Origin of the sequence: Thermochromatium tepidum ATCC 43061 (assembly GCF_009664085.1) — a bacterium.
In the GTDB taxonomy this organism is placed as follows: domain Bacteria; phylum Pseudomonadota; class Gammaproteobacteria; order Chromatiales; family Chromatiaceae; genus Thermochromatium; species Thermochromatium tepidum.
The window spans coordinates 525,921-549,118 of sequence record NZ_CP039268.1; the positions used below are offsets into that span (position 1 = coordinate 525,921).

Genomic DNA, 23,198 nt, shown 5'->3' on the forward strand with positions numbered 1-23,198 from the left:
TCATGGGCCTTCTTAAGGTCCATGGGTTTTGGGGTGCGGCGTGTAAGGAACCATTATATAGCCTGAAAAAGCGGCCCAATCGGCACGCCGCAGCTGGCAATCCAGAGGCCCATGCATGATGACTGATGACCTGGCGCCCCCCCCTTTCCCGGAGCGGATCCGAGGATTTTCGCAACGATTGCACGAACGGCTAGATGCCACACTGGATCTGCTCGGACGTGTGCGTGCCGACGAGGCGCTGTTGGCGGCGACGCTGGAGGCCGCGGTCCAGACTGCCGAGGCGATCGCCCGGGGTGCGACGCTCTTTATCTGCGGCAACGGCGGAAGTGCGGGCGAGGCGACCCATCTGAGCGGCGAGCTGATCGGTCCCTTTCTCGACAAGGGGCGCCGCCCGCTGCCAGCCATCGCGCTCGGTTTCGACACCAGTGCGACCTCGGCCGTGGCCAATGATTTCTCCTTCGACGAGATCTTCGCGCGTCCACTTGCCGCGCTGGCCCGCCCGGGCGACGTGCTCTGGGCCCTGTCGACCAGCGGGCGCTCGCCCAATGTGCGCCGGGCCCTGGAGACGGCCGCTGACAAGGGCATGCTGAGCGTGCTACTGACCGGCGCCCGGCACGCGGATCTACCGCCCCAGGCCGACATCGTGCTTGCCGTCCCCTCGCGTGAGACACCCCGCATCCAAGAGATGCACCTGGTGTTGGGACACTTCCTATGCGAGGTCGTCGAGTCTCTGAATCTGGACCGAGGCCGGGTGAACGCCTTACACGATCATGGCCAGCCCGAAGCCGATCACCAGTAGTCCGGCCAGGCGCCGGATCCAGGAATGCTCGGTCAGACGCGCCACGGCGCCCGCCAGAAACGCGAGGCCGAGCAGGTTCGGCAGGGTACCGAGGCCAAAGGTCAGCATGATCAGTGCCCCGGCGCGCGGATCGGCGCTCGACATCGCCATGATAAGCAGGCTGTAGACCAGGCCGCAGGGCAGCCAGGCCCAGATGAATCCGATGACGGCGGCCTGCACCAGGCGCTGGACCGGCAGGAAGGGGCGCGCGATGGGTTCCAGCCGCCGCCAAAGCGGCGCCCCTAGGCGCTCAAGGGCAGCAAGGGCGCTGGACCAGCCGGCCAGATAGAGCCCAAGCAGGACCATGATCACAGCGGCCAGCCCCTGGAGTAGACGCTGCGTCAGTTTCAGACTCTCGAACTCAGTCAGCATGGAGCCCAATGCGCCGAAGAGTGCCCCCGCCACTGCGTAGCCACTGATGCGCGCCAGGTTGTAGACGAGCTGATAGGGCAACATCCGCCGGGGATCACGGCGGATCTCGGGGTGCAGTCCCAGCGTCAGGGTAGCGACCAGTCCGCCGCACATGGTCAGACAATGCACGCCGCCCAACAGCCCGACGGCCAGTGCCGTGAAGTACACTTGCGGCTGAGAAACGTCCATCGTAGACCCTCCCTGACTCAAACTCGATCAGACACGACCGCAAGGCCCCCACCGCCGTCCGCCTGTGCGGGCAGGATCCCTAACGATGCGAGATTATCAACGTAAACTGCTGGACTTTGCCACCGAGATCGGCGCCCTGCGCTTCGGTAACTTTACCCTGAAATCCGGACGCTGCAGCCCGTATTTCTTCAATACCGGGCTCTTCTCCAGCGGCCTGCGGCTCGTCCATCTGGCACGCGCCTATGCCCATGGCATCCAGGACTCCGGGATCGCCTTCGACGTGCTCTACGGCCCGGCCTACAAGGGCATCCCGCTGGCGGCGGCCACGGCCATGCTCCTGGCCACCGAGCATGGACGCGACACGCCCTATGCCTTCAACCGCAAGGAGACCAAGGACCACGGCGAGGGCGGGCTGATCGTCGGCTCGCCACTCAACGGACGCATCCTCGTCATCGACGATGTCATCACGGCCGGCACCTCGGTGCGCGAGTCGGTCGAGATCATCCGCTCAGCGGGCGCGACACCGGCCGGCGTCGTCATCGCGCTCGATCGCCAGGAACGCGGGCAAGGCGAGCGATCGGCGGTGCGGGAGGTCGAAGATGAGTTCAGCCTGCCGGTCTTGGCCCTGTTGACCATGGATGACCTTATCCTCTATCTCGAGGAACAGGGCGCAGACGCCGCTCTGGTGGAATCCATGCGCGCCTATCGTTCCGACTATGGAGTGTGAACCGTAAACAACCCTCGACTGAAGTCGAAGGCTTTATTGTAAGACGCAGCAAACATGGTTGACCGCATCCCCAACATTGGGCGTGTTTACAGCCGCCCTTGGCAGCGGGGCTCCACTGCCAATCCGGGCCAGGTTTCGACTGGCGTTGCAGTCTGCGTGCGCCCGGAGACCACACTTGCGGTGCATTATACACCACATGGCGCACTTCGCGCGCCCGCAATTCCTCCCGCGACTCAAGTCGCGGGTTTCCTTGCGGAGGGTCTATGAATCACTCGACTCCACTCAAGGTGGGTGGATCAGACCACCGACTGGCGCTTTTGATGCTGATCCCGGCCCTTGGTCTGGTGTCCTGGACCGCGCTGGCCCAGAAGCTCTACCGTTGGGTCGACGATCAGGGCGAGGTTCACTATTCCGACCAGGTGCCGCCCTCGCAGGCCGACAAGGAACGCACCCGCTTATCAAAGCAGGGCTTCGCCGTCGAGACCCAGCCGGCGGTGCCGACCGGTGAGGAACTAAAACGCGTCAAGGAACTGGAGCGCCAAAAGGCCGAGGAAGCGCGGCGGCGCGCCGAGCGTCAGGCCGAGGACGAGCGTCTGTTGAAACTTTATCGCACGCTCGATGAACTGGAACTGGCCCTTGACGGACGCCTCGCCGCCGTCGAGGCCGTCATGCAGGTCAAGCGCGACGAGGTGCGCAACGAGAGCGAACGCCTGGTCGATCTCGACAAGGAGCGACAGGCGCTACGCAAGGCCGGCCTGCCCCCCCCCGACGAGCTCACAGCGAAGATTCAGGACGCGACGGCGCGCATCCGTGCGGACTATGCCGAGATCGTCGCCAACGAATATCGCAAGCTGGCTATCCAAGAGGAGTTCAAACACAGCATTGAGCGGTTCAGACAGCTGAGGCAGCTACCGCCGCCGACTGCGACCGCCTCTAGCGACGCGCCCGGGCCGTCGCTCAGCGACGCCCTAGTGGTGTGTAGCGACAAGGCCAGGTGCCATGCCTATTGGAAGCGCGCCGTCGACTATGTCCGCGCCCACTCAGATCGCGAGGGCGAGATCCTGGAGGTCGGTCTTCTGTTGGCCTTCCAGAATGACGAGCGCGAGCATCGCACCTTCACGCTGTCTTGGACGCAACGCGCACCCGAGCAACCGGTCCATATCTATTTGGACATTCAATGCAAGAATCGTCTGACTGCAAGCCTAGTCTGCCTCGACCCGAGGGTGCCCGAGGTGCGGGCCGGCTTCCGGTCGGCCGTGATGGAAGAATGACCTCGAATGCCTCCTGCTAGAGACGATAAAACCCGCCTTAGAGCGGGTCTTGCGTGCCTCATCCCGAACGGCGTCGGGATGGATGGTGATCCTCAGAGACGCGAGGAGCCGACGATCTGGTGCGCCAAATCCACGACTCGGTTGGCTATGTCCATGTATTCCTTGCGATAGTTTGCCAGCATACCCTCTGAGGAGGCCCAGTAATCCTTGCCGGAGACGCCGTGCTGGTGCTCATACTCGATGAACTGTTTCTGCATCTCCAGCATCTTGTTGATCAGATCCTGCTTTTCTTTTTTCAGCGCCGCGATGTCGGTCATGACAAGGTGTCCCCCAGTCTGGGATTGGCCGTGAAGCCTTGTGGTTTCAGTAAATATGGATGTCTTAATATAGCACGCGCCTAGGAAAAGATGTAAAGCCTCCCGAGATGTTCGACATCATCCTCTACGAGCCCGAGATTCCGCCCAATACCGGCAATGTCATGCGCCTGACGGCCAATCTCGGTGCGCGTCTGCATCTGATCGAACCGCTGGGCTTCTCGCTCGATGATCGCTTGTTGCGACGCGCCGGGTTGGATTATCGAGAATGGGCCGAGGTGCGCGTGCATCCCTCACTGACGACCTGCCTCGACAGACTAACGCATCCCAGACTGCTGAGCGTCAGCACTCGGGGGCGTATCCCCTATGTTGAACCAGACTTTCGACCGGGAGACGCCTTTCTGTTTGGCCCGGAGACGCGCGGACTCCCCGATGGGGTGCTTGAGTCTGTGCCTGAGCAACAGCGCCTGCGCATCCCCATGCGTCCGGGCAACCGCAGTCTGAACCTCTCCAACGCCGTGGCTGTGGTGCTCTACGAGGCCTGGCGCCAGCAGGGATTCGCCGGCGCGGCTGAAATGGAAAGCTAGACAAACTCCGGCTTGGGTCCGCGCTCCAGGAGCGCGCGGGTGGCCGCGGACGGTAAGACGCCTTCGTAGAGCACACGATAGACCTGTTCGCTGATGGGCATCTCGATGCCGAGCCGCGCGGCCAGGCGATGGATGGCGAGTGCCGTGACAACACCCTCGACCTCCTGCCCGATCTCGGCCTTGGCTGCCTCGACCGTCAGGCCGCGCGCCAATGCCAGGCCCAGTCGGCGGTTGCGCGACTGATCGTCGGTGCAGGTGAGTACCAGATCCCCGAGACCGGCCAGTCCGGTGAAGGTCTCGGGACGACCACCAAGCGCGGTCCCGATCCGAATCAGTTCGGCTAGCCCCCGGGTGATGAGTGCCGCGCGCGTGTTGGCGCCAAAGCCCAGTCCATCGGCGATGCCCGTCGCAATGGCCAGCACGTTCTTGGCCGCGCCACAGATTTCCACTCCCACCATGTCCGGGCTGGTGTAGGCGCGGAAGGTCGATCCATGCAGCAGTGCGGCGAACCGCGCGGCGAACTCCGGCTGGTTGGAGGCAATCGTTACTGCCGTCGGCAGTTTGCGCGCGACCTCGCCGGCAAAACTTGGCCCTGAGATCACAGCCAGCGGTCGTTCGCCGAGCTCTTCCTGAGCGACCACATGCAGGAGTTGACCGCTGGCCGCATCCAGCCCCTTGGTCGCCCAGGCGACGCCAAAATCCGCTGGTAGACGCTCGGCTAATTGGCGCACAACCTGACGGAAGGCCTGGCTTGGCACGACCACCAGACAGTCGTCGGCGTCGGCCAGCGCCTCGTCGAGCGAATCCGTCGGGTGCATCGTGGCCGGGATTGGATGGCCGGGCAGGAAGTGACGATTCTCGCCGGCACGGCGGATCGCCTCGATCTGACTCGCCTCATGTCCCCACAACCGCACCTCATGACCGTTGCGGCACAGCTGCAACCCCAGGGCCGTGCCCCAGGACCCAGGACCGAGCAGCGCGATTCGGGCCGGCGTCGTGTTCATGGTCAGTGCTGGATAGGTTGCGCGCTGTTGGACTGGGCCTGTTCGGCGGCTTGCCGCTGGTGCTGGGCGAAGAGCAGGTCGAAATTGACGTGCTGGAGCACAAGCGGCGGGAAGCTACCCTTGACCACCAGATCCGAGACGACCTCGCGCGCATAGGGAAAGAGTAGGTTGGGACAGTAGGCACCGAGCAGCGGCCCGAGCTCCTCCTCGGCGAACCCGTGCGCGGTGAAGATACCGGCCTGCTGCACCTCGACCAGGAAGGCGGTCTTGTCCTCGACCTTGACCGTCACGGTGACCGCGAGCACCACCTCGTAGACATCGGTGTCGAGCGGGTTGATCGTGGTGTTGAGTCTGAGCTCGTGACGCGGCTTCCACTCGCCCCGGAAGATCTCGGGGGCATTGGGCGACTCGAAGGAGACGTCCTTGGTGTAGAGGCGTTGCACGGAGAATTGACGTTCGTTGTTCTGCTGTTCTTCTGTCATGCTAGAGATCCGGCGTCTGTGGGTCGTGTATGAATGGGGTTTGAGTGATGGCACCCGGGGCGCTGATCGCCATGGGGATTAGCGTTTCTTGCGTGTCAGGGGCAGGTTCGCCGACTCCCAGGCCAGGATGCCGCCCTGGAGGTTGTAGACCTCTTCGAACCCAGCCTTGCGCAGATACGCGCAGGCCACTGCAGACTGGGCACCGGACCGGCAATTGACGATGATAGGCCGACCCTTGTATTTGTTCAGGGTCGCCAGCTGGTGATTGAACCCATTCATCGGGATGTTCAGGGCGTTGATGATGTGGCCGCGTGCATAATCCGCCGCCGGACGCACGTCGATGATGACCGCCTCGCGATGATTGATCAGCTCGGTGGCCTGGAGCGGCCCAACACTGCCCTTGCCGCCGACGATGAGATTGTGCGTCAAGAGGCCCAGGATCACGATCAGGGCTAAGAACAGAAACCAATGATTGCCAATGAACTCGATGAGTTGTGACATGTGCGGGCCGTCTTGTTCAGAAGGTTGGAGGACGGGCTAGGCGGTTTGCCCTAGTGGGCGTGATGGCAGAAGACCTCGCGCATCATCCCGATCAGTCGCAGGGTACGGTTGTCGCTGACGCGATAGTAGACGCGATTGGCGTCCTTGCGCGAGGTGAGGATCCCCTTGTCGCGCAGGATCGCCAGATGCTGTGAGATATTGCTCTGCGAGGTGCCAACATGCTCGACGATCTCCTGGACGCTGACCTCCTGGTCGCCGAGCGTACAGAGGATCTTCAGACGCAACGGATGCGAGATTGCCTTGAGCGAACGCGAGGCACGCTCGATATCGGCGTCGTCGGTGAGTAGGTCGATCTCCTCGCGCACGCCTTCAGGGATATTTACCCCCGGACCGACGGGATGACTCGGGTTGTCCACCATTGGATCGCATTTGGTTGATTTATCGGCGTACAATGATAAACGCTTTCCATCCGGCTGCGAAGCGCCTGGACGCAAAGCGCGCGATGCTATCAACTCAGACACCATCGATGCCCAGCACCCTTGACGGGTCCAATCCGAGATTCCAGCGAGGGGCCCCAGCTGCGCACCGATGGCCAAACTCGTCCGGGCGTGGGTCTATGCAGCACCGAGGCGCGATCCTACTCTTTACCGCACTCCTGCTGCCGTCGAGTCCCTCGCTCCCTCAGTCGGGCGCCGACCCGACGCTAGAGGCTCGACAACGGGATCTCAGTACGATCGAACGCTCGCTCGAGCGTATCGGGCGCGAATTGAGCGACAGAAACGCCGACCGGCGTGCCCTAATCGCTGAATTGGAGGCGCGCGAGCGTAACGTCGCCGAGCTGTCGCTGGCCAATCGCGAGCTGGAACGCCTGGTCGCGGAGCACAATCGTGTCGCCGGCGAGCTGCGCGCGCGCCAGGTTGAGCAACAGGCGGCGCTGGGTATCGAGCTTGACTCGCTCGCGGATCTGCTGCGAACGGCCTACATCATGGGCCGCGCCGACCGTCTGCGTCTGCTGCTCAACCAGCAGGATCCGACCCGCGCCAGCCGTGTCATGTCCTATTTCGCCTATTTCAATCGCGAGCGAATGAAGCGGGTCCAGGCGGTGCAGCAACGCGCCGATCGACTCGAACGGCTGGCCCAAGAGGCCGAGGAGGAGTCGCGTCGGCTGGCCGAGCTGGCACGCAGTCAGGAGGCTACGCGCCTGCGGCTCGAAGAGGCCAGGATACGTCGCGCCCAGGTCTTGCGCGATCTGGAGGCCAGCATCACCAACCGCGCCGAGACCCTCGAGGCGCTCAAGCGCGACGCCGAATCCCTCAGGCAGCTGGTCGAGCATCTGCGCCAGCGCGCCCAGATCCAGGCCGAACTCAATATCCAGTCGCGTCCATTCGCCGATCTCAAGGGACAGCTTGCCTGGCCGCTGCTTGAAAACCGCATCCTCGCGGCCTTTGGCACCCGCAAGGAGGCAACCGAGGTCGACTGGGATGGTGTGCTGTTGGCAGCCAGCGAGGGCGAGGAGGTGCGCGCGGTCAAGGACGGGCGGGTGATCTATGCCGACTGGCTGCGCGGCTTTGGTCTCTTGATCGTGATCGACCACGGCGACGGCTATATGACGTTCTATGGCCACAACGAGGCACTGTTGCGCGAGGTCGGCGAATGGGTCTCGACCGGCGACCCCATCGCGCTTAGCGGCAAGAGTGGTGGACGTCGGGAGCCCGTGCTCTATTTCGCCATCCGGCACAATGGGCGTCCCCAGGATCCGGCGGTCTGGTGCGTGAGTCAGGGCCGATACGATCGAGGCTCCAGTCAGACCCAACCCGCCGGAGCCAACCCATTGGAAGGCAGTGCTGAGCCGTCCTCACGGCAGGCTGGGGCACTGATCGCCCAGGTGCCGAATCTGTCGAATCGATGCGAAACATGCGATGCTCATGACACTGTGTCCAATTCAGCCTTTCGTGCACTACCTGCCACCGTCCGCTAGGGATTCATGATGATGCGCCTTCAATTCGTCTCGCCACTCTGTCTTGGCCTTCTGATCGGCGCCGTCGCCTGCGCCGAGGAGCCGGCCCCCGTTGTTTCGGCCTCGTCCACTGACACGTCCCAGGATCTGCCGCTCAAGGCACTGCGAACCTTCGCCGACGTCTTCGGACGCATCAAGGAGGACTATGTCGAGGAGGTCAAGGACAAGCTGCTGATCGAAAACGCCATCCGCGGTATGTTGTCTGGACTCGATCCGCACTCTTCCTATGTCGACGGCGAGGAGTACCGTGAGCTCCAGGTCGGGACCAGCGGCGAGTTCGGCGGACTCGGCATCGAGGTCGGTCTGGAAGATGGCTTCGTCAAGGTGATCGCGCCGATCGACGACACCCCGGCGCAGCGCGCCGGACTCCAGGCCGGCGACATGATCATCCGCATCGACGACAAACCCGTGAAGGGCCTAAGCCTGAACGAGGCCGTACAACTGATGCGCGGCAAACCTGGCACCCAGATCCGGCTTGGCATCCTGCGCGGTACCGACGACAAGCCCTTCGAGGTGGTTATCGAGCGCGCTGTCATCCAGGTCGCCAGCGTCAAGAGCCGGATGCTGGAACCCGGATTCGGCTATGTGCGTCTGACGCATTTCCAGGCGCACACCACAGACGATATGCTCAAGGCGATCGACCAACTCAAGAAGGCCAGCGGGGGACGGCTCAAGGGGTTGGTGTTGGATCTGCGCAACAATCCAGGCGGCGTGCTCAATGGTGCAATCGGCGTCAGCGACGCCTTTCTGACCAACGGGCTGATCGTCTACACCGAGGGCCGGGTCAAGAATAGCCAGATGCGTTTCAAGGCGGGCCCGGACGACGTGCTCGACGGTGCCCCCATCGTGGTGTTGGTCAATTCCGGCAGCGCCTCGGCCTCCGAAATCGTCGCTGGTGCGCTCCAGGATCATCGGCGCGCCATCGTCATGGGCACCCAGACCTTCGGCAAGGGATCCGTCCAGACCATCGTGCCGATCGATGAGGACTCGGCCCTGAAGCTGACGACCGCGCGCTATTACACCCCGTCTGGTCGCTCGATCCAGGCCAATGGCATCGTGCCTGACATCACCTTGGAGCGTGGCGAGTTCAAGCCGCTGACCGATCCCGATCCAGGCTCGCTCAAGGAGTCCAATCTAGTCCGGCACCTCAATGGACAGGCGCCCGCGACCGACAAGCCGGCCGAACCCGAGCCGTTGCCGCTCGCTGTCGAGGACTTCCAGCTCTCTGAGGCGCTCAATGTCCTCAAGGGGTTGAATATCCTCGGCGCAGCGGTCAAGCCCTGATTCGACGGCTTCAACGTCGATCGGCACGCCCGAGCCCGCCGACCTGCGCAGCCGGGGAGAAGGCTGGACATGCAGGCGGGAGCTGAGTTGATGCCACCAACCCCAGTGCCGCCATACGCAACGCTCAATGATCTCTGTTTTAGGAGGATCCGCCATGCGCGTACTCGTCCCACTCGCCCAAGGCTGCGAGGAACTCGAGGCCGTCACCATCATCGACCTGCTGCGCCGCGCCGAGATCGAGGTCGTGACTGCCGGTCTGACCGAGGGTCCGGTTAGGGCCAGCCGTGGCACCGTGCTGCTGCCCGACACCACGCTGGAGGCGATCGCCGATCAGGACTTCGACATGGTCGTCCTGCCTGGCGGACTGCCGGGTGCCCAGTATCTGGAAGACGACCCGCGCGTGCATGACATCCTGCGCCGTCACGCCGAGCGTGGCGCCTACACGGCGGCGATCTGTGCTGCCCCCAGGGTGCTGGCCAGCGCGGGGCTCCTCGACGGCAAGCAGGCGACCTGCTATCCAGGCTGCGTGAAGCCGGAGGATTTCCCGCATCTGAACCTGATCGACGCTCCCGTCGTGATCGATGACCGGGTGGTCACCGGACGTGGTCCGGGGGCGGCCATGGATTTCGCGCTCGCGCTCATTGAGTCGCTCGTGGGTCGCGAGCGGCGCGATGCCGTCGAGTCGGCCCTGATCCGCTCGCACTGAAAAGACTCAGACAATCGAGTCGCCATCGCACGTCGTTCCATGTCGCCCAGTCTTGCACCGCTCGTCCTCGTCTCCCTGGCCGCCCTGATCCTCAGCCTGCGGCTCACGCGCCGGCTGGCGACGCAGACGGGCTCGGGATTCGTGCCGCTCGATCATCCAAACGAGCGTTCACTGCACACCGCGCCTGTACCCCGCTCAGGCGGGCTGGGCGTGCTGGCGGGCGTGCTCCTAACGCCCCTGGCCGCGCTCGGGCTGGGCTGGATGGAGCCCGAACTGGCCTGGATCACGGGTGCGTTGCTGCTCGTTGCGCTGGTGTCCTTTCGTGACGATCTCGGCGATCTCTCGCCGCTGGCGCGGCTGATGGCCCATGGGCTGGCCGCTGGCCTGCTCATGGGCGGTGGACTGGACTGGGGCCGATTGGATCTGCCCGGCTTGACGCTGGTGTTCCCCAACTGGCTCGCGCCTGTGCTCACAGGGCTGTTCGTGGTCTGGATGATCAACCTCTACAACTTCATGGACGGCATGGACGGTCTGGCCGGCGGCATGGCCGTATTTGGCTTCCTGGCCCTGGCCTGGTTCGGCTGGCGCGGTGCGGAGTCTGTCTATGCGCTCGTGTGTCTCGGCGTGGCGGCATCCGCTGGAGGTTTCCTGTTTAGCAACTTTCCACCGGCGCGCATCTTTTTGGGCGATGTCGGCTCATCGAGCCTGGGGCTCCTGGCCGCCGCGCTCGCGCTCTGGGGAACCAAACTTGGGCTCTTTCCACTCTGGGTGGCTTGGTTGGTCTTCTCGCCCTTCATCGTCGACGCCACCTGGACATTGCTGGCGCGGCTGGCCCGTGGGGAGCGGGTCTGGGAGGCGCATCGCTCCCATCATTATCAGCGTCTGGTGCTGGCCGGCTGGAGCCATCGCAAAACGCTGCTGCGCGCCTATGCGCTGATGGCGGCGGTGGCCGCCTGCGCGATCGCGACGCCCAGACTCACGCCTGCCGATCAGTGGATGCTGATCGGTGCCTGGACCCTGATCTACGGGGTCATCCATCTCATGGTCGGTCTGGTCGAGCGTCGCGCCCGGATAGACGCCAGATGAGTCCTGTCATCGACCGGCTGCGCTCGCGCACCGCCGCCTTCACCCATGACCTCCTGACCATCCCGATCGCCTGGATGCTGGCCTACTGGCTGCGCTTCAATCTGGACACCATCCCGGCCGAGTTTTTGACCGGCGCGCTCCAGTCCCTCCCCTGGGTCATCCTGATCCAGGCCGGTGTCGACTGGCTGTTCGGGCTCTATCGCGGTGTCTGGCGCTTCGCCTCTATCCCAGATCTGGTGCGCATCACCAAGGCCGTGCTGGTTGGCACCGCACTGGTGGTGGTCGTGCTTTTCATCCTCAATCGCTCGCAGCATGTCCCGCGCTCGGTGCCCGTGCTCTATCTGGGCATCCAATTCATCTTGCTCACTGGGCCGCGTCTGCTCTATCGCTGGCTGAAGGATCAGCGTTTCAATCTGTCATCCGGACAACGGGTGCTGATCGTTGGCGCCGACCGGGCGGGCGACCTGTTGGCGCGCGATCTGTTGCGTGACCCCAGTCGTGCCTATTTCCCGGTCGGCTTCGTCGACGATACGCTCAGGCGCCAGGGCAGCGAGGTTCAGGGGCTACCTGTGCTGGGACCGACCTCGCTCATCCCCGAGATCGTACGCGAACACGACATCCAGCTCATCATGCTCGCCGTGACCGGGGCAAACGCGCGCGAGATGCGCCGTCTGGTCGAACTCTGCGAGCAGACCGGGCGGCCTTTCCGCATCCTGCCTGATCTACGCGGGCTGCTGACTGGCGAGGTCGATTTCCGCCAACTGCGTCCGGTCTCGATCGAGGATCTGCTGGGACGCGAGCCGGTCGAACTCGACTGGCCCGAGATCCGGGCCGGTCTGGCCGGACGCGACATCCTGGTGACGGGCGCGGGCGGTTCGATTGGTTCGGAGCTGGTGCGCCAACTGGCCACCGCCGGTCCGTCACGCCTGATCCTGGTCGATCATGGCGAGTTCAATCTCTATCGTATCGAGATGGAGCTGAGCGAGACCCATCCCGAGCTGCCGATGACCCGTCGGTTGCTCGACGTGACCGACGCGATCGCGATCGAGGCACTCTTTCGCGACGAACGACCAGCGATCGTCTTTCATGCCGCTGCCTACAAGCATGTGCCACTCCTGGAGGATCAGCCGCGCACCGCGGTGCGCAACAACGTATTCGGCACGCTTCGGGTGGCCGAGGCGGCGGTGGCGAACGGCGTTGAGCGCTTCGTGCTCATCTCGACCGACAAGGCGGTCAACCCGACCAGTGTCATGGGGGCGACCAAGCGGCTCGCCGAGGTGCTGTGCCAGGATCTGAACGGCCGCTCGGCGTGCCGTTTCATCACGGTGCGCTTCGGCAATGTGCTCGGCTCGGCCGGAAGCGTGGTCCCGCTGTTTCGGCGCCAGATCGAGCAGGGCGGTCCTGTGACCGTCACCCATCCAGAGATTGAGCGCTTTTTCATGACCATCCCCGAGGCCAGCCAGCTCATCATGCAGGCGGCCGTGATCGGTGACGGCGGTGAGGTGTTCGTGCTCGACATGGGTGAGCCGATCAAGATCCGCTATCTGGCCGAACAGATGATCCGACTCTCAGGGCGCGAGCCGGGCGAGGACATCGCCATCGAATATATCGGTCTGCGTCCGGGCGAAAAGCTCTACGAGGAGCTCTTCCATGATTCGGAGCAGATCATCGAGACGCGCCACCCAAAGATCCACCGTGCGCGCCAGTCCAACGGACTCGGCGGTCTGGAACTCAAGGAGGGTCTGAATCGGCTCGCCCAGGCCGTCGAGGCATCCGACCAGGGGCGCATCCTGAGCACGCTCCGCGAGCTGCTGCCAGACTGGCAGCCTGCACCCGTTCATTTCAACCAAAACAGGGGCTGAGCCGATGCAAGAAGACGTCATCCTAGAGGACGCGCCGCCGATCAAGGCCCGGCGCGACGAACCGGACGAGTCACCGCTGGAGGCACCGGCGCATTCGGTCAAGGAAGCGATACCCACGTCGCCCGAGCCGAGCGCCGAGTTCAGGATCGCCGCGCATCTGCTCGCCCAGTCCAAGCTGACCGCCGCCGACATGGCGCGTGCCCGGCGTCTGGCCGAGGAGGCGGGTGAGTCCCTCTTGCCCCTGCTGGTACGCCTTGGGCTGGTCTCCGAGCGCGACATGGCGCTGGCCATGTCCGAGGTCCTGGGCCTGCCGCTGGTCCATGGCGCCGATTTCCCCGAGGAGCCGGTGCGCGAGGATCTGCTCACACTGCGTTTTATGAAGGATGCGCGTGTACTGGTGCTTGCCGAGCACACCAATCATCTGCGCGTGGCCTTCGCCAATCCGGTCGACGACTTTGTCCGGGCTGCCGTCGCCCTGGCCGCCGATCGCCCGATCGAGGCCGTAGTCGCCCTGCCGAGCGAGATCGACTCGGCCATCCAGCGACTCTATGAAAAGGTCGAGGAGACACCCGAGACCGACGGGTCCGAGGCGGATTTCGGTGACTTCGACGAGGAAGACATCGAGCATCTGAAGGATCTGGCCAGCGAGGCGCCGGTCATCCGCATGGTCAATCAGCTCATCCAGCGCGCCGTCGAGTCGCGCGCCTCTGACATCCATATCGAACCCTTTGCCGACGCGCTGAGGGTGCGTTACCGGATCGACGGCCTTCTCACCGAGGTCGAGGCCCCACCGGTGCGCTCCACCGCTGCCGTGATCTCGCGCGTCAAGATCATGGCCAAGCTCAATATCGCTGAGCGTCGGCTGCCGCAAGACGGGCGTATCCCGATCCGCATCCAGGGCAAGGAGCTGGATCTGCGGGTCTCGACTGTACCGACCCTGTTCGGCGAGAGCGTGGTCATGCGTCTCTTGGACAAGGAGAGTGTGCGCTTCGATCTCGACGCGCTCGGCTTCGACGGCGGACCGCGCGCCCGGCTCAACCGCATCCTCGAACAGCCTTACGGCATCCTGCTGGTCACAGGGCCGACCGGCTCGGGTAAGAGCACCACGCTCTATACCGCGCTCAGCCGGCTCAACACCGAGGAGCGCAAGATCATCACGGTCGAGGACCCGGTCGAATATCAACTCCCCGGCATCAATCAAATCCAGGTCAAATCCTCGATCGGCATGACCTTCGCTGGGGCGTTGCGTGCCATCGTGCGCCAGGACCCCGACATCATCATGGTCGGCGAGATGCGCGACCTGGAGACGGCACGCATTGCGGTCCAATCTGCGCTCACCGGTCACGTCGTGCTCTCGACGCTCCATACCAATGACGCGGCGAGCGGCGTGACGCGATTGTTGGATATGGGCGTCGAGGACTATCTACTGACCTCGACCATCAACGGTATCCTGGCCCAGCGGCTGGTGCGCCGACTCTGTCCGCACTGTCGCGAGCCCTATCGGGCCCAGCCCGAGCTCGCCGCGCGCTTTGCGCACATCAAGGGCCTAAGCAAACCGACCGATGGGCTCGATCTCCAGCGTGCCGTCGGCTGCGAGCGGTGCAACGGCACCGGTTATCGCGGCCGGCTGGTCATCAGCGAGGTGCTGGTCATGTCCGAGGCGATCCGCCGGGCGGTCCTGGCCCATGCCACGGCCACCGAGATCAAGCGCATCGCCATGGAAGAGGGCATGGAGACCATGTATCAGGACGGGCTGCGCAAGGCGTTTGACGGGCGCACCACCATCGAGGAGGTGTTGCGCGTGGCCGAGGCGGATTGAATCTTGCGCGTTTTCGGGGGTTGCATTAGCGGATGCCCTTGCGTATAGTTTGCGGTCTTTCCTAGGTTGGATCAACAATTGATACGGCCTGCGTACTGATTTTTCAGTACGCGGCCCTCCCGGAGCGATGGAACATGACGACGACTGTTAGCGCCAAGCCCGCCGAGGTTCGCCGCGCTTGGTACCTAGTTGATGCCGAGGGCAAGACCCTGGGGCGTTTGGCAAGCGAGCTAGCACGCCGACTGCGCGGCAAGCACAAACCGCAATACACTCCGCATGTTGACACAGGCGACTACATGATCGTCGTCAATGCCGAGAAGATCCGTGTGACCGGCAACAAGCTCAAGGACAAGATGTACTATCGTCACACCGGCTATGTCGGCAACCTCAAGACGACCAATCTAGAAAAGCTGTTACAGACGGCGCCCGAACGTGCCATCCAGATCGCCGTCAAAGGTATGCTGCCCCGCGGTCCCTTGGGTCGCGCCATGTTCAAAAAATTGCATGTCTATGCCGGACCCAATCACGCGCATCAGGCCCAGCAACCGCAAGTCCTTGAACTCAACGTGTAGGAATTAGTCTCATGTCGGAGACACAACTCGCCACTGGTCGTCGCAAGACCTCCGCTGCACGGGTCTTCCTGTCGCTTGGATCGGGTAACATCACCGTCAATAATCGTCCGCTGGATGAGTATTTCGGTCGCGAGACGGCGCGCATGGTCGTGCGTCAGCCGTTGGAGGCCGCCGGACTGGCCGATCGGGTCGATGTCAAGGTCACGGTTCGCGGCGGTGGCAATACCGGGCAGGCCGGTGCCATTCGTCACGGTATTGCTCGTGCGCTGGTCAAGTATAATGAAGAGCTACGCGGCCCAATGCGCCGCGCCGGATTCCTGACCCGCGATGCCCGCGAGGTCGAGCGCAAGAAGGTCGGCCTGCACAAGGCGCGCAAGCGTCCGCAATACTCCAAGCGCTGATCGCTTCAAGACAGTTTTCCTGGGGAATCGTCTAACGGCAGGACAGCGGACTCTGACTCCGTCAATCTAGGTTCGAATCCTAGTTCCCCAGCCAAAAAACAAGGGCCTCGCCGCAAGGCAAGGCCCTTTTACTTTACGCTGAGCCCAAATCGGGCGAGTCCGCGACAAACGCTGGGACCGTGAAGATCGATCGCGCACCCGGCTGACAGAGCTAACTGGGTGATCCTTCTTGGAATCGGATCAAAACTCTTCCCACTGATCCCCCTCGTCGTCGGCGTTTGCCTGCATGGGTCGTTTTGCCTGCATAGGCCGTGTGGTGACTGGGGCATTGCTCGTCTTGCGCTGGGATCCATGCGTTCGAGGACGGGGCTGGGACCTGTCCGGAGACTGGGTGCGGGAGAGCTTGAAGACGGAGACGGCCTGCGTCAGCACCCGGGCCTGGTCCTCCAGGCTCTCGGCGGCCGCGGCGGCCTCCTCGACCAGGGCCGCGTTCTGCTGGGTGACCTCGTCCATCTGGGCGATGGCCTTGGTCACCTGTTCGATCCCAGTACTCTGCTCGCGCGAGGCATTGGTGATCTCATCGACCAGGGTGCTGACCTGACGGAAGCTATCGAGGATCTCGTCCATGGTCGCACCGGCCTGGGCGGCCAACTGGGCGCCACCCTCGACCTTGGTGACCGAGTCGGTGATGAGATCCTTGATCTCCTTGGCGGCCTGGGCGCTGCGCTGGGCCAGATTGCGCACCTCGGCGGCGACCACGGCAAAACCGCGGCCCTGTTCGCCGGCGCGCGCGGCCTCGACCGCGGCATTGAGGGCCAGGATATTGGTCTGGAAGGCGATGCCGTCGATGACGCCGATGATGTCGGCGATGCGCCGGCTTGCCTCCTGGATGTCGCCCATGGTCGCGACGACGCGTCGCACCATATCGCCACCGCGCGCGGCGATGCTGTTGGCATTCTGGGCGAGTTGATTGGCCTGCTCGGCGTTCTGGGCATTCTGTCTGACCGTGGCATTGAGCTCTTCCATGGAGCTTGCGGTCTCTTCCAGGCTCGCTGCCTGTTCCTCGGTGCGTCCGGAGAGGTCGGCATTGCCCGAGGCGATCTCGCCGGCGGCAGTGGAGATGGCGTCCGTGGCCTCGAGGATGCGACCGACCACCTCGCGCAACCGGGCGACCGTGGTATTGGTGTCGTCCTTGACCTGACCGAAGGTGCCGCTGTACTCGGCCTCGATGGTGCGATTGAGATCGCCCGCGGCGATGGCGTTGAGCACGGTGGCGATATCGGCCAGGCCCTGGGCGACGATCTCGATTAGGCGATTGAGATCTTCGCCCAGCTGCAAGAAAAAGCCCTCCTTGTTTTGGAGCTCGATGCGGCGGCTGAAGTCGCCCTGGGCCGCGGCCTGGATCAGCGCGGCGATCTCCTGCTCGGCCAGCACCTCAGCGGTGCGGTCGCGCCATTGGGTCACGCGCCCGGCATACTGACCCTGGTCGTCATAGACCGGGGTCGCGATGAGCCGCAGATGACGCTTGGCAAACAGCATATCGAAGTGTCGTGTCTCGGGGAGATGTTCGCGATAGGCGGCGGCCACGGCCGGGTCCTCGAAGTGCTGCGCCAGGGTCGAGCCGATCAGGCGTTCGGGGTCGAACTCGGGGCTATGGCGTCGGATCTCGGGCGTCAAGGTGTCCCACAGCGCGCGACAGGCCTCGTTCATATAGATCAGCAGATTGCGATCGTCTGAGATCGTGACCGGCAACTGGATCTTGTCGAGCCCGGTGCGGATGCGCAGGTTCTCGAAGGCCTTGGTACGCGCCTCCTGGAGGTCGAAGTCGAGGCGGGCCTGGACGGTCTTGATCGACAACAACAGTTCGCCGAACTCATCCTGGGCCGGGACCTGGATCCGGGTGCTGTAGTCGTCATTGGCGATCGCCTGTAGGTGGACCTGGGCCGCACGCAATGGGGTCAGGATCTTGCGCACCAGCACCCAGGCCTGAAGAAAGGCGATCAGGAGTGCGACCAGGGTCAAGGCGATCGACTCGCGCATGGTCCATACGGCCTCGGCAACCGTTGCGGCGCGCTGGGCGGTGAGCTCCTGCTGCAGACGGCTGTGTGCCGGCTGGATCAGGGCCTTATAGCGGCGCCATGTGGGGTTTTCCTGGGTGTCATAGGTCTGCTTGGCCGCGGTCAGTTCACCGGCATCGAGCAGCTCCAGGACGCGATCCTGGATCTTCAGGTGTTCGCGGTAGGACTGTTCGATGAGGCCCAAGACATGCTTGGCCGGGACATCCCCCGGGTCGAGGTGGGTCTGGATCACCTGGAGGTTGTCGGCAAAGCGGCGGCGCGACTCAAAGACATTGTCGCGGGCCTGCTTGTCCGCGGCATTGAGGAGCAGATAGCGCACCGCGGCGGTCATCTGCAAGCCGGAGTCGAGCAGGTTGCGATAGGCGTTTTCGAGCGGCTGGGTGTGATCATTGATGTTGCGCAGCGCTTCAGTGGTGTGCCCCAGACTGATGAGGGTAAAGACCAGCGCCGCTAAGAAGACCGCGGCGATCAGGGTGAGACCGCCGGGGAGCCCGAACCGGATCGGGGTATCGTTGAAGCGCTGCCACAGACGTCTCCACCAAGGCTGAGCCGGCTTGCCGGCGCGCAGCCGGGCATAGAGCGCCTCGGCTGCGGCGATCTGGTCTCGCGTCGGCTTGCGTCGGACCGAGATATAGCCCGTGATCTGACCGTGCTCGATCAGCGGTGAGACATTGGCATCCACCCAGTAAAAGTCGCCGTTCTTGCAGCGGTTCTTGACCACCCCGGTCCAGGGCTTGCCCGCCTTGATGGTGTCCCACATCTCCTTGAACACGGCTGGGGGCATGTCGGGGTGGCGGATGATGTTTTGCGGTGCGCCCAACAGCTCCTGCTCGGAAAAACCGCTGATCATAACGAAATCGTGGTTGAAATCGGTGATCCGGCCCTTGAGGTCGGTCTTGGAGACGATCAGCTGATCATCCCGCAGCTCACGCTCGATCGTGGTGACGGGCAGATTCATGCGCATGGTTGGTCGTGTCCCCTGATGTTATCGTTACGGTGCGGGTGCGATGCGGCAGAAGCGACTGGGTATTGAATATCAATGCCGGATTTAGTTTAAAGGCCTCGGAACAGGCCCGATCAGCCTATACTCAGTTATCTTACGATCGCAACCTGGAATCCGCCGAGGTGGCTTAGCATGGTTTGTTCTATGTCCAGTCGTTTCACAGCGCTGTTTGGTTCCGCCTTGATGGTCGTGACGCTGGCTGCCTGCGTCTCGGCTCCCGAGTCGAGTGACCCTGACCACCAGGCGGTCGAACCCGTCGCGCCCGGTCGCGACATCGATCATTTCGTCCTGGTGGATTGTCTGCTGCCGGGCCAGATCCGCCAGCTTGGAACCGGCATGACGTATCTGAGTCCGCGCCGTATGGTCAAGTCGACCAAGAGCGACTGCGCAATCCGCGGCGGTGAATTCGTCCTCTTCGATCGCTCGGATTATGCCAACGCGCTCGCCGCCCTGTTGCCCAAGGCGCGTGCTGGGGATCCTGTTGCACAGACCTATGTCGGCGAGATCTATGAGAAGGGTTTGGGATTGCCGGCGCCCGACTACACCAGTGCCGCCGATTGGTATCGGCGGGCCGCCGAACAGAACCATGCCCCGGCCCAGATCAATCTGGGTTCACTCTATGAACGCGGCCTGGGTGTTCCAACCGACAAGGCCCGAGCGCTCGATCTCTATCGTCGCGCCTCAGGGCTGACCGAGGATCGATTGATCTTCGAGTCCAGGCTCAAGGCCGAACGCGAGGCCTTCCAACGCGAGATCGAGGTGCGTAACCGCGTGGCCGCCGCGCTGCGCGCCCAGTTGCAGCAGGCCAAGGCCGCTACCAGGTCGACCCAGTTACCAGGTGACACTGCTGCTCCAGCGGCCCCGAAACCCAAGACGCCACAGCTCACCCCGATGACCACGCCCCCCCAGATCGACCCGACTCAATTGCAGCGCCAGGCCCAGAGTCAGGCGCTCGACGCCAAGAGCGAGGCCGAGCGTATCGAAAAAGAGCTGCATGCCATCGAGCAACTCAAGCGCAACGAGGGCGAGGCCTCGGGCAAGGCCGCGCAGCTCGGCAAGCTGGAGCTTGCGCGGCGCGAGCAACGCCGCTCGCTGCTCGATACTTCGTTTCAGCTCTCGCAAATCCAGTAACCCGGCATGGGTCGTGGCTGGTTGAGCGTCGCGCCCCTTGGTCTGGTGCTCAGCGTCTCGGTCGTGACCGCCGCTGAGCCGGACACGGGCGCCTTTAGGCTAATCCTACTGCACATCAATGACCACCATTCGCACCTCGAACCCATAGAGGCACGGCTCGAATTTCCCGATCCAGCCGGGTCCATCACGGTCGAGCTGGGCGGGTTCGGGCGCGTGGCGGCCAAGATCCAGGATCTGCGAGCGCGCCATCCGGATAGCCTGACCCTGCATGCAGGCGATGCCATCACCGGCACCCCCTATTACACCTTGTTTAGAGGGGAGGCCGACGCCGCGGCGATGAATCAGGTCTGTTTCGATGCCCATGTCCTGGGCAATCACGAGTTCGATGCCGGCGAAGCCGGTCTGGCTGGTTTCATCGCCCGGCTCCACGCGGAGCCGGGTCGGTGTCGGACCACGGTGCTGGCGGCGAACGTCGTCCCGACCCTGGGCACGCCGCTCTATCCGCGCGCCGGCGAGCGTCTGATCCAGTCGGCGGTGGTGCTGAGGGTCGCCGGACAGCAGATCGGGATCATCGGTCTGACACCCTCGGGCAAGAACCGCCGCTCGTCGCGCCCGCTCGCTTCTACGGTCTTTCTCGACGAACGCACGACCGCGCAACAGCAGATCGACGCGCTCAGCGCCCAGGGCATCGACAAGATCCTGCTGTTGACCCACCTGCAGTATCAGAACGATCTCGATCTGGCGCAGCATCTGCGTGGGGTCGATGCCATCGTCGGCGGCGATTCACACAGCCTGCTCGGTGCGCCCTTCGCGCGTTGGGGGCTGAATCCGGTCGGCCCCTATCCGACCGAGACCCGCGATCTAGATGGCAATCTGGCCTGTGTCGTCCAGGCCTGGCAGTATGCGAGCCTCGTCGGCGAGCTGCATCTCGAGTTCGACGCCGATGGACGGGTGAGGCGCTGCGCGGGGACACCGCATCTGCTCCTCGGCGAGCGCTTCGTGCGCGCGGGTCGGCCCCTGGAGACTGAGGCGCGTCAGGCGGTGCACGCCGCGATCGCCGCGGCGTCCGAACTCGACCTCGTCACACCGGATCCTGCGATCCAGACCCTGATCGCGCGCTATTCCGGACAGGTCGCCCAACTTGCGCAGACCATCGTCGGGGTCGCGGTCCAGGATCTCTGTCTGGAACGGCTGCCGGGGGAGGGGGCGAGCGCAGTCTGCGACCCCCACGTCACCCAGGCGCATGGCGGGGATATCCAGCAGCTGGTGACAGCCGCCTTTTTGGCCCGCGTCCCGGAGGCGGAGGTCGCGATCCAGAATGCCGGTGGGGTGCGGATCGATATCCCGTCTGGGCCGATCAGACTCAGCGATGTCTATCGACTGTTACCCTTCGACAACACCCTGGTCAAGCTGCGTCTGACCGGTGCCGAGATCAGATCGGTCTTGGAGGAGGCGGTTGCCGGATTCCTCGATCGTCCGGATGGCTCCAGCGGTGCCTATCCGGTGGCGGCCAATCTGCGCTGGGCGCTGGATCTGACCCGACCGACCGGGCAACGCTTCAGCCGGATCGAGATGCGACCGCGCGGCGCCCCGGAGTGGCGGCCATTGATGGATGAGGAGACTGTGGTCGTGGTCACCAACAGCTTCCTCGCCGGCGGGGGTGACGGCTATGCGACCTTCAAACGTGCGAGCGAGGAGGGACGGGCGAGCGATACCTTCATCGCCTACGCCCAGGCCTTTATCGATTATCTCCAGCAGGATCTGGGTGGCGCGGCGCCCGGTGATCCGATCCTCGCCACGCCACCCGAGGTTCGGCCGCTGCCCTGCGCCGACTACAGCACCCAGGTCTTCGTCGACGGGCTGGGGCGTCTGTTACAGACGGACCCAGCGCTGCCGTCGGGGTGCAGCGGCTGAGGTGTGTCTTGCTGTCGTCGCGCCTATTTGATCTTGCCTTCCTTGTATAGGACGTGCTGGCGAATGACGGGATCGAACTTCTTGATCTCTAACTTGCCGGGTTGATTGCGCTTGTTCTTGGTCGTGGTGTAGAAGTGACCCGTTCCTGCGCTGGAGTTTAGACGGATCTTTTCGCGTGCGGCCTTGGCCATAAGGGAATCCTCCGGTTAGACCTTGACGCCGGCGGCGCGCAGGTCGGCGAGTACCGCATCCATGCCCTTCTTGTCGATGGTACGCATAGCCTTGGTGGTTAGGCGAAGCCTCACCCAGCGCTGTTCGGCCTCCACCCAGAAGCGCTTCTCGTGCAGATTCGGCAGGAAACGGCGTTTGGTTTTGTTGTTCGCGTGTGAGACATTGTTGCCGGTAAGGGGGCGCTTACCGGTAACCTGACAGACCTTGGACATGGCGAGAATCCCTAAAAGTCGGCGTTGTTCTGTGCTAAAGACCACGCACTCTAACATAGTGGTCAAAATCCGCGCAACCTAAAACCGATCCTCTCGTCACCCTCGGTATGTTGTTGCAGAATACGGCGCAAACTGTGTCTTTCGATTCACCCAGCGAGGAAACCCATGTCTCCCGCATCGCTCTGGATGACACTCGGCGCCCTCGGCGGTCTGCTGACGGTGGCGCTCGGCGCCTTTGGTGCGCATGGACTCAAGGGCCGGGTCGATCCGGCGCTCCTGGCCAACTGGAACACCGCTGCCGACTATCTGGGCCTGCACGCGCTGGCGTTGCTGGCCTGTGGTCTGACCCTGCTGCATCGGCCCGGGGCCGGACTGGTGAATTGGGCCGGCTGGGCCTTTCTGATCGGAGTCTGTCTCTTTAGCGGCAGTCTGTTCGCCATGACCCTCACTGGGCTGCGCCAGCTCGGCATGATCACGCCCATCGGCGGCGTCTTGCTGATCCTGGCCTGGGCGCTGCTGGCCGTGGGTGCGGCGCGTCTGGCCGGCCCTGCGCTCTGA

General features: G+C 63.6%; 24 protein-coding genes and 1 tRNA gene. 16 read left to right on the forward strand and 9 right to left on the reverse strand.

The genetic code is table 11. The annotated features are described in order from the left end of the window. The first annotated feature begins 118 nt into the window (after nucleotides 1-118). Entirely contained in the window at nucleotides 119-799 is a 681-nt protein-coding gene (locus E6P07_RS02455; protein WP_246172981.1) for a D-sedoheptulose-7-phosphate isomerase, read from the forward strand. Here the strand turns inward: E6P07_RS02455 and E6P07_RS02460 are convergent. Then, nucleotides 761-1,438, reverse strand: a complete 678-nt coding sequence (locus E6P07_RS02460) for a sulfite exporter TauE/SafE family protein (RefSeq protein WP_153974144.1) — start codon at nucleotides 1,436-1,438, stop codon at nucleotides 761-763. The two genes, E6P07_RS02455 and E6P07_RS02460, sit on opposite strands and share 39 nt — an antisense overlap. 85 nt (nucleotides 1,439-1,523) lie before the next feature. Between E6P07_RS02460 and pyrE the strand changes: the two genes are divergently transcribed. Next, a complete protein-coding gene (gene pyrE / locus E6P07_RS02465) occupies nucleotides 1,524-2,165 on the forward strand; it encodes an orotate phosphoribosyltransferase (protein ID WP_153974145.1) in 642 nt (213 codons plus the stop codon). Between the two features lie 263 nt (nucleotides 2,166-2,428). Further along, complete coding sequence (locus tag E6P07_RS02470) at nucleotides 2,429-3,436, forward strand: DUF4124 domain-containing protein (RefSeq protein WP_153974146.1); 1,008 nt, start codon at nucleotides 2,429-2,431, stop codon at nucleotides 3,434-3,436. A 92-nt stretch (nucleotides 3,437-3,528) separates the two neighbouring features. Here the strand turns inward: E6P07_RS02470 and E6P07_RS02475 are convergent, their stop codons facing one another. Next, nucleotides 3,529-3,753, reverse strand: a complete 225-nt coding sequence (locus E6P07_RS02475) for a hypothetical protein (protein WP_153974147.1) — start codon at nucleotides 3,751-3,753, stop codon at nucleotides 3,529-3,531. A 107-nt stretch (nucleotides 3,754-3,860) separates the two neighbouring features. On the opposite strand from E6P07_RS02475, the gene E6P07_RS02480 reads away from it, so the two are divergent. Then, complete coding sequence (locus E6P07_RS02480; RefSeq protein WP_153974148.1) at nucleotides 3,861-4,337, forward strand: tRNA (cytidine(34)-2'-O)-methyltransferase; 477 nt, start codon at nucleotides 3,861-3,863, stop codon at nucleotides 4,335-4,337. Here the strand turns inward: E6P07_RS02480 and E6P07_RS02485 are convergent. From E6P07_RS02485 to E6P07_RS02500, 4 genes are all read right to left on the reverse strand, one after another. Continuing rightward, the gene (locus E6P07_RS02485) at nucleotides 4,334-5,341 is read right to left on the reverse strand and encodes an NAD(P)H-dependent glycerol-3-phosphate dehydrogenase (RefSeq protein WP_153974149.1); all 1,008 of its coding nucleotides are present in this window, start codon (nucleotides 5,339-5,341) and stop codon (nucleotides 4,334-4,336) included. The genes E6P07_RS02480 and E6P07_RS02485 overlap by 4 nt on opposite strands. A 2-nt stretch (nucleotides 5,342-5,343) precedes the next feature. Beyond that, nucleotides 5,344-5,823 (reverse strand): protein-export chaperone SecB, encoded by a 480-nt coding sequence (secB, locus tag E6P07_RS02490; protein ID WP_153974150.1) that lies wholly within the window; start codon nucleotides 5,821-5,823, stop codon nucleotides 5,344-5,346. A gap of 78 nt (nucleotides 5,824-5,901) precedes the next feature. After that, nucleotides 5,902-6,324, reverse strand: coding sequence for a rhodanese-like domain-containing protein (locus E6P07_RS02495; RefSeq protein WP_153974151.1), 423 nt, complete (start codon nucleotides 6,322-6,324; stop codon nucleotides 5,902-5,904). Between the two features lie 50 nt (nucleotides 6,325-6,374). Next, a complete protein-coding gene (locus E6P07_RS02500; RefSeq protein ID WP_246172899.1) occupies nucleotides 6,375-6,743 on the reverse strand; it encodes an ArsR/SmtB family transcription factor in 369 nt (122 codons plus the stop codon). Between the two features lie 197 nt (nucleotides 6,744-6,940). Here E6P07_RS02500 and E6P07_RS02505 point away from each other — a divergent pair, with 197 nt between their 5' ends. The 9 genes from E6P07_RS02505 to E6P07_RS02545 all read left to right on the forward strand — a co-directional run bounded on the left by E6P07_RS02505 (nucleotide 6,941) and on the right by E6P07_RS02545 (nucleotide 16,165). Continuing rightward, entirely contained in the window at nucleotides 6,941-8,302 is a 1,362-nt protein-coding gene (locus tag E6P07_RS02505; protein ID WP_246172900.1) for a murein hydrolase activator EnvC family protein, read from the forward strand. Nucleotides 8,303-8,311: 9 nt separating this feature from the next. Continuing rightward, a complete protein-coding gene (locus E6P07_RS02510) occupies nucleotides 8,312-9,625 on the forward strand; it encodes a S41 family peptidase (protein WP_425505141.1) in 1,314 nt (437 codons plus the stop codon). 154 nt (nucleotides 9,626-9,779) lie between these two features. Then, nucleotides 9,780-10,331: a DJ-1 family glyoxalase III gene (locus E6P07_RS02515; RefSeq protein WP_153974154.1), complete on the forward strand. Its 552-nt coding sequence runs from the start codon at nucleotides 9,780-9,782 to the stop codon at nucleotides 10,329-10,331. A 39-nt stretch (nucleotides 10,332-10,370) separates the two neighbouring features. After that, nucleotides 10,371-11,417: an MraY family glycosyltransferase gene (locus E6P07_RS02520; protein ID WP_153974155.1), complete on the forward strand. Its 1,047-nt coding sequence runs from the start codon at nucleotides 10,371-10,373 to the stop codon at nucleotides 11,415-11,417. Then, nucleotides 11,414-13,279: a polysaccharide biosynthesis protein gene (locus tag E6P07_RS02525; RefSeq protein ID WP_153974156.1), complete on the forward strand. Its 1,866-nt coding sequence runs from the start codon at nucleotides 11,414-11,416 to the stop codon at nucleotides 13,277-13,279. The genes E6P07_RS02520 and E6P07_RS02525 overlap by 4 nt, the downstream gene beginning before the upstream one ends. A gap of 4 nt (nucleotides 13,280-13,283) precedes the next feature. After that, nucleotides 13,284-15,098, forward strand: coding sequence for a type II secretion system ATPase GspE (gspE, locus tag E6P07_RS02530; protein ID WP_153974157.1), 1,815 nt, complete (start codon nucleotides 13,284-13,286; stop codon nucleotides 15,096-15,098). A 134-nt stretch (nucleotides 15,099-15,232) separates the two neighbouring features. Beyond that, on the forward strand, nucleotides 15,233-15,670 hold the full coding sequence (gene rplM / locus E6P07_RS02535; RefSeq protein WP_153974158.1) for a 50S ribosomal protein L13: 438 nt from the start codon (nucleotides 15,233-15,235) through the stop codon (nucleotides 15,668-15,670). Between the two features lie 11 nt (nucleotides 15,671-15,681). Next, nucleotides 15,682-16,071 carry a 30S ribosomal protein S9 gene (rpsI, locus tag E6P07_RS02540; protein ID WP_153974159.1) on the forward strand — a complete coding sequence of 130 codons (390 nt, stop codon included), beginning with the start codon at nucleotides 15,682-15,684 and terminating at the stop codon, nucleotides 16,069-16,071. 20 nt (nucleotides 16,072-16,091) lie between these two features. Continuing rightward, nucleotides 16,092-16,165: transfer RNA gene (locus E6P07_RS02545), tRNA-Gln, on the forward strand. A gap of 146 nt (nucleotides 16,166-16,311) precedes the next feature. On the opposite strand, the gene E6P07_RS13995 is transcribed toward E6P07_RS02545, so the two are convergent. After that, nucleotides 16,312-19,107 carry a methyl-accepting chemotaxis protein gene (locus tag E6P07_RS13995; RefSeq protein WP_281346823.1) on the reverse strand — a complete coding sequence of 932 codons (2,796 nt, stop codon included), beginning with the start codon at nucleotides 19,105-19,107 and terminating at the stop codon, nucleotides 16,312-16,314. 189 nt (nucleotides 19,108-19,296) lie between these two features. Here E6P07_RS13995 and E6P07_RS02555 point away from each other — a divergent pair, with 189 nt between their 5' ends. Both E6P07_RS02555 and E6P07_RS02560 read left to right on the forward strand, forming a co-directional pair. After that, the gene (locus E6P07_RS02555; RefSeq protein ID WP_246172901.1) at nucleotides 19,297-20,283 is read left to right on the forward strand and encodes a tetratricopeptide repeat protein; all 987 of its coding nucleotides are present in this window, start codon (nucleotides 19,297-19,299) and stop codon (nucleotides 20,281-20,283) included. A gap of 21 nt (nucleotides 20,284-20,304) precedes the next feature. Continuing rightward, nucleotides 20,305-22,197, forward strand: a complete 1,893-nt coding sequence (locus E6P07_RS02560) for a bifunctional metallophosphatase/5'-nucleotidase (protein ID WP_246172902.1) — start codon at nucleotides 20,305-20,307, stop codon at nucleotides 22,195-22,197. A 23-nt stretch (nucleotides 22,198-22,220) separates the two neighbouring features. Here the strand turns inward: E6P07_RS02560 and rpmG are convergent, their stop codons facing one another. Both rpmG and rpmB read right to left on the reverse strand, forming a co-directional pair. After that, on the reverse strand, nucleotides 22,221-22,388 hold the full coding sequence (gene rpmG / locus E6P07_RS02565; RefSeq protein WP_153974163.1) for a 50S ribosomal protein L33: 168 nt from the start codon (nucleotides 22,386-22,388) through the stop codon (nucleotides 22,221-22,223). A 15-nt stretch (nucleotides 22,389-22,403) separates the two neighbouring features. Then, on the reverse strand, nucleotides 22,404-22,640 hold the full coding sequence (gene rpmB / locus E6P07_RS02570; protein WP_153974164.1) for a 50S ribosomal protein L28: 237 nt from the start codon (nucleotides 22,638-22,640) through the stop codon (nucleotides 22,404-22,406). Between the two features lie 165 nt (nucleotides 22,641-22,805). Between rpmB and E6P07_RS02575 the strand changes: the two genes are divergently transcribed. Then, nucleotides 22,806-23,198 (forward strand): DUF423 domain-containing protein, encoded by a 393-nt coding sequence (locus E6P07_RS02575; protein ID WP_153974165.1) that lies wholly within the window; start codon nucleotides 22,806-22,808, stop codon nucleotides 23,196-23,198.

Coding starts and splice junctions, on each gene's coding strand:
- E6P07_RS02575 (WP_153974165.1), top strand. CDS start 22,806: ATGTCTCCCGCATCGCTCTGGATGACACTCGGCGCCCTCGGCGGTCTG.
- E6P07_RS02555 (WP_246172901.1), top strand. CDS start 19,297: ATGTCCAGTCGTTTCACAGCGCTGTTTGGTTCCGCCTTGATGGTCGTG.
- E6P07_RS02470 (WP_153974146.1), top strand. CDS start 2,429: ATGAATCACTCGACTCCACTCAAGGTGGGTGGATCAGACCACCGACTG.
- E6P07_RS02500 (WP_246172899.1), bottom strand. CDS start 6,743: ATGGTGGACAACCCGAGTCATCCCGTCGGTCCGGGGGTAAATATCCCT.
- rplM (WP_153974158.1), top strand. CDS start 15,233: ATGACGACGACTGTTAGCGCCAAGCCCGCCGAGGTTCGCCGCGCTTGG.
- E6P07_RS02525 (WP_153974156.1), top strand. CDS start 11,414: ATGAGTCCTGTCATCGACCGGCTGCGCTCGCGCACCGCCGCCTTCACC.
- secB (WP_153974150.1), bottom strand. CDS start 5,823: ATGACAGAAGAACAGCAGAACAACGAACGTCAATTCTCCGTGCAACGC.
- E6P07_RS02520 (WP_153974155.1), top strand. CDS start 10,371: ATGTCGCCCAGTCTTGCACCGCTCGTCCTCGTCTCCCTGGCCGCCCTG.
- E6P07_RS02510 (WP_425505141.1), top strand. CDS start 8,312: ATGATGCGCCTTCAATTCGTCTCGCCACTCTGTCTTGGCCTTCTGATC.
- E6P07_RS02495 (WP_153974151.1), bottom strand. CDS start 6,324: ATGTCACAACTCATCGAGTTCATTGGCAATCATTGGTTTCTGTTCTTA.
- E6P07_RS02455 (WP_246172981.1), top strand. CDS start 119: ATGACTGATGACCTGGCGCCCCCCCCTTTCCCGGAGCGGATCCGAGGA.
- E6P07_RS02475 (WP_153974147.1), bottom strand. CDS start 3,753: ATGACCGACATCGCGGCGCTGAAAAAAGAAAAGCAGGATCTGATCAAC.
- rpsI (WP_153974159.1), top strand. CDS start 15,682: ATGTCGGAGACACAACTCGCCACTGGTCGTCGCAAGACCTCCGCTGCA.
- pyrE (WP_153974145.1), top strand. CDS start 1,524: ATGCGAGATTATCAACGTAAACTGCTGGACTTTGCCACCGAGATCGGC.
- E6P07_RS02485 (WP_153974149.1), bottom strand. CDS start 5,341: ATGAACACGACGCCGGCCCGAATCGCGCTGCTCGGTCCTGGGTCCTGG.
- rpmG (WP_153974163.1), bottom strand. CDS start 22,388: ATGGCCAAGGCCGCACGCGAAAAGATCCGTCTAAACTCCAGCGCAGGA.
- E6P07_RS02460 (WP_153974144.1), bottom strand. CDS start 1,438: ATGGACGTTTCTCAGCCGCAAGTGTACTTCACGGCACTGGCCGTCGGG.
- rpmB (WP_153974164.1), bottom strand. CDS start 22,640: ATGTCCAAGGTCTGTCAGGTTACCGGTAAGCGCCCCCTTACCGGCAAC.
- gspE (WP_153974157.1), top strand. CDS start 13,284: ATGCAAGAAGACGTCATCCTAGAGGACGCGCCGCCGATCAAGGCCCGG.
- E6P07_RS02515 (WP_153974154.1), top strand. CDS start 9,780: ATGCGCGTACTCGTCCCACTCGCCCAAGGCTGCGAGGAACTCGAGGCC.
- E6P07_RS02480 (WP_153974148.1), top strand. CDS start 3,861: ATGTTCGACATCATCCTCTACGAGCCCGAGATTCCGCCCAATACCGGC.
- E6P07_RS02505 (WP_246172900.1), top strand. CDS start 6,941: ATGCAGCACCGAGGCGCGATCCTACTCTTTACCGCACTCCTGCTGCCG.
- E6P07_RS13995 (WP_281346823.1), bottom strand. CDS start 19,107: ATGAATCTGCCCGTCACCACGATCGAGCGTGAGCTGCGGGATGATCAG.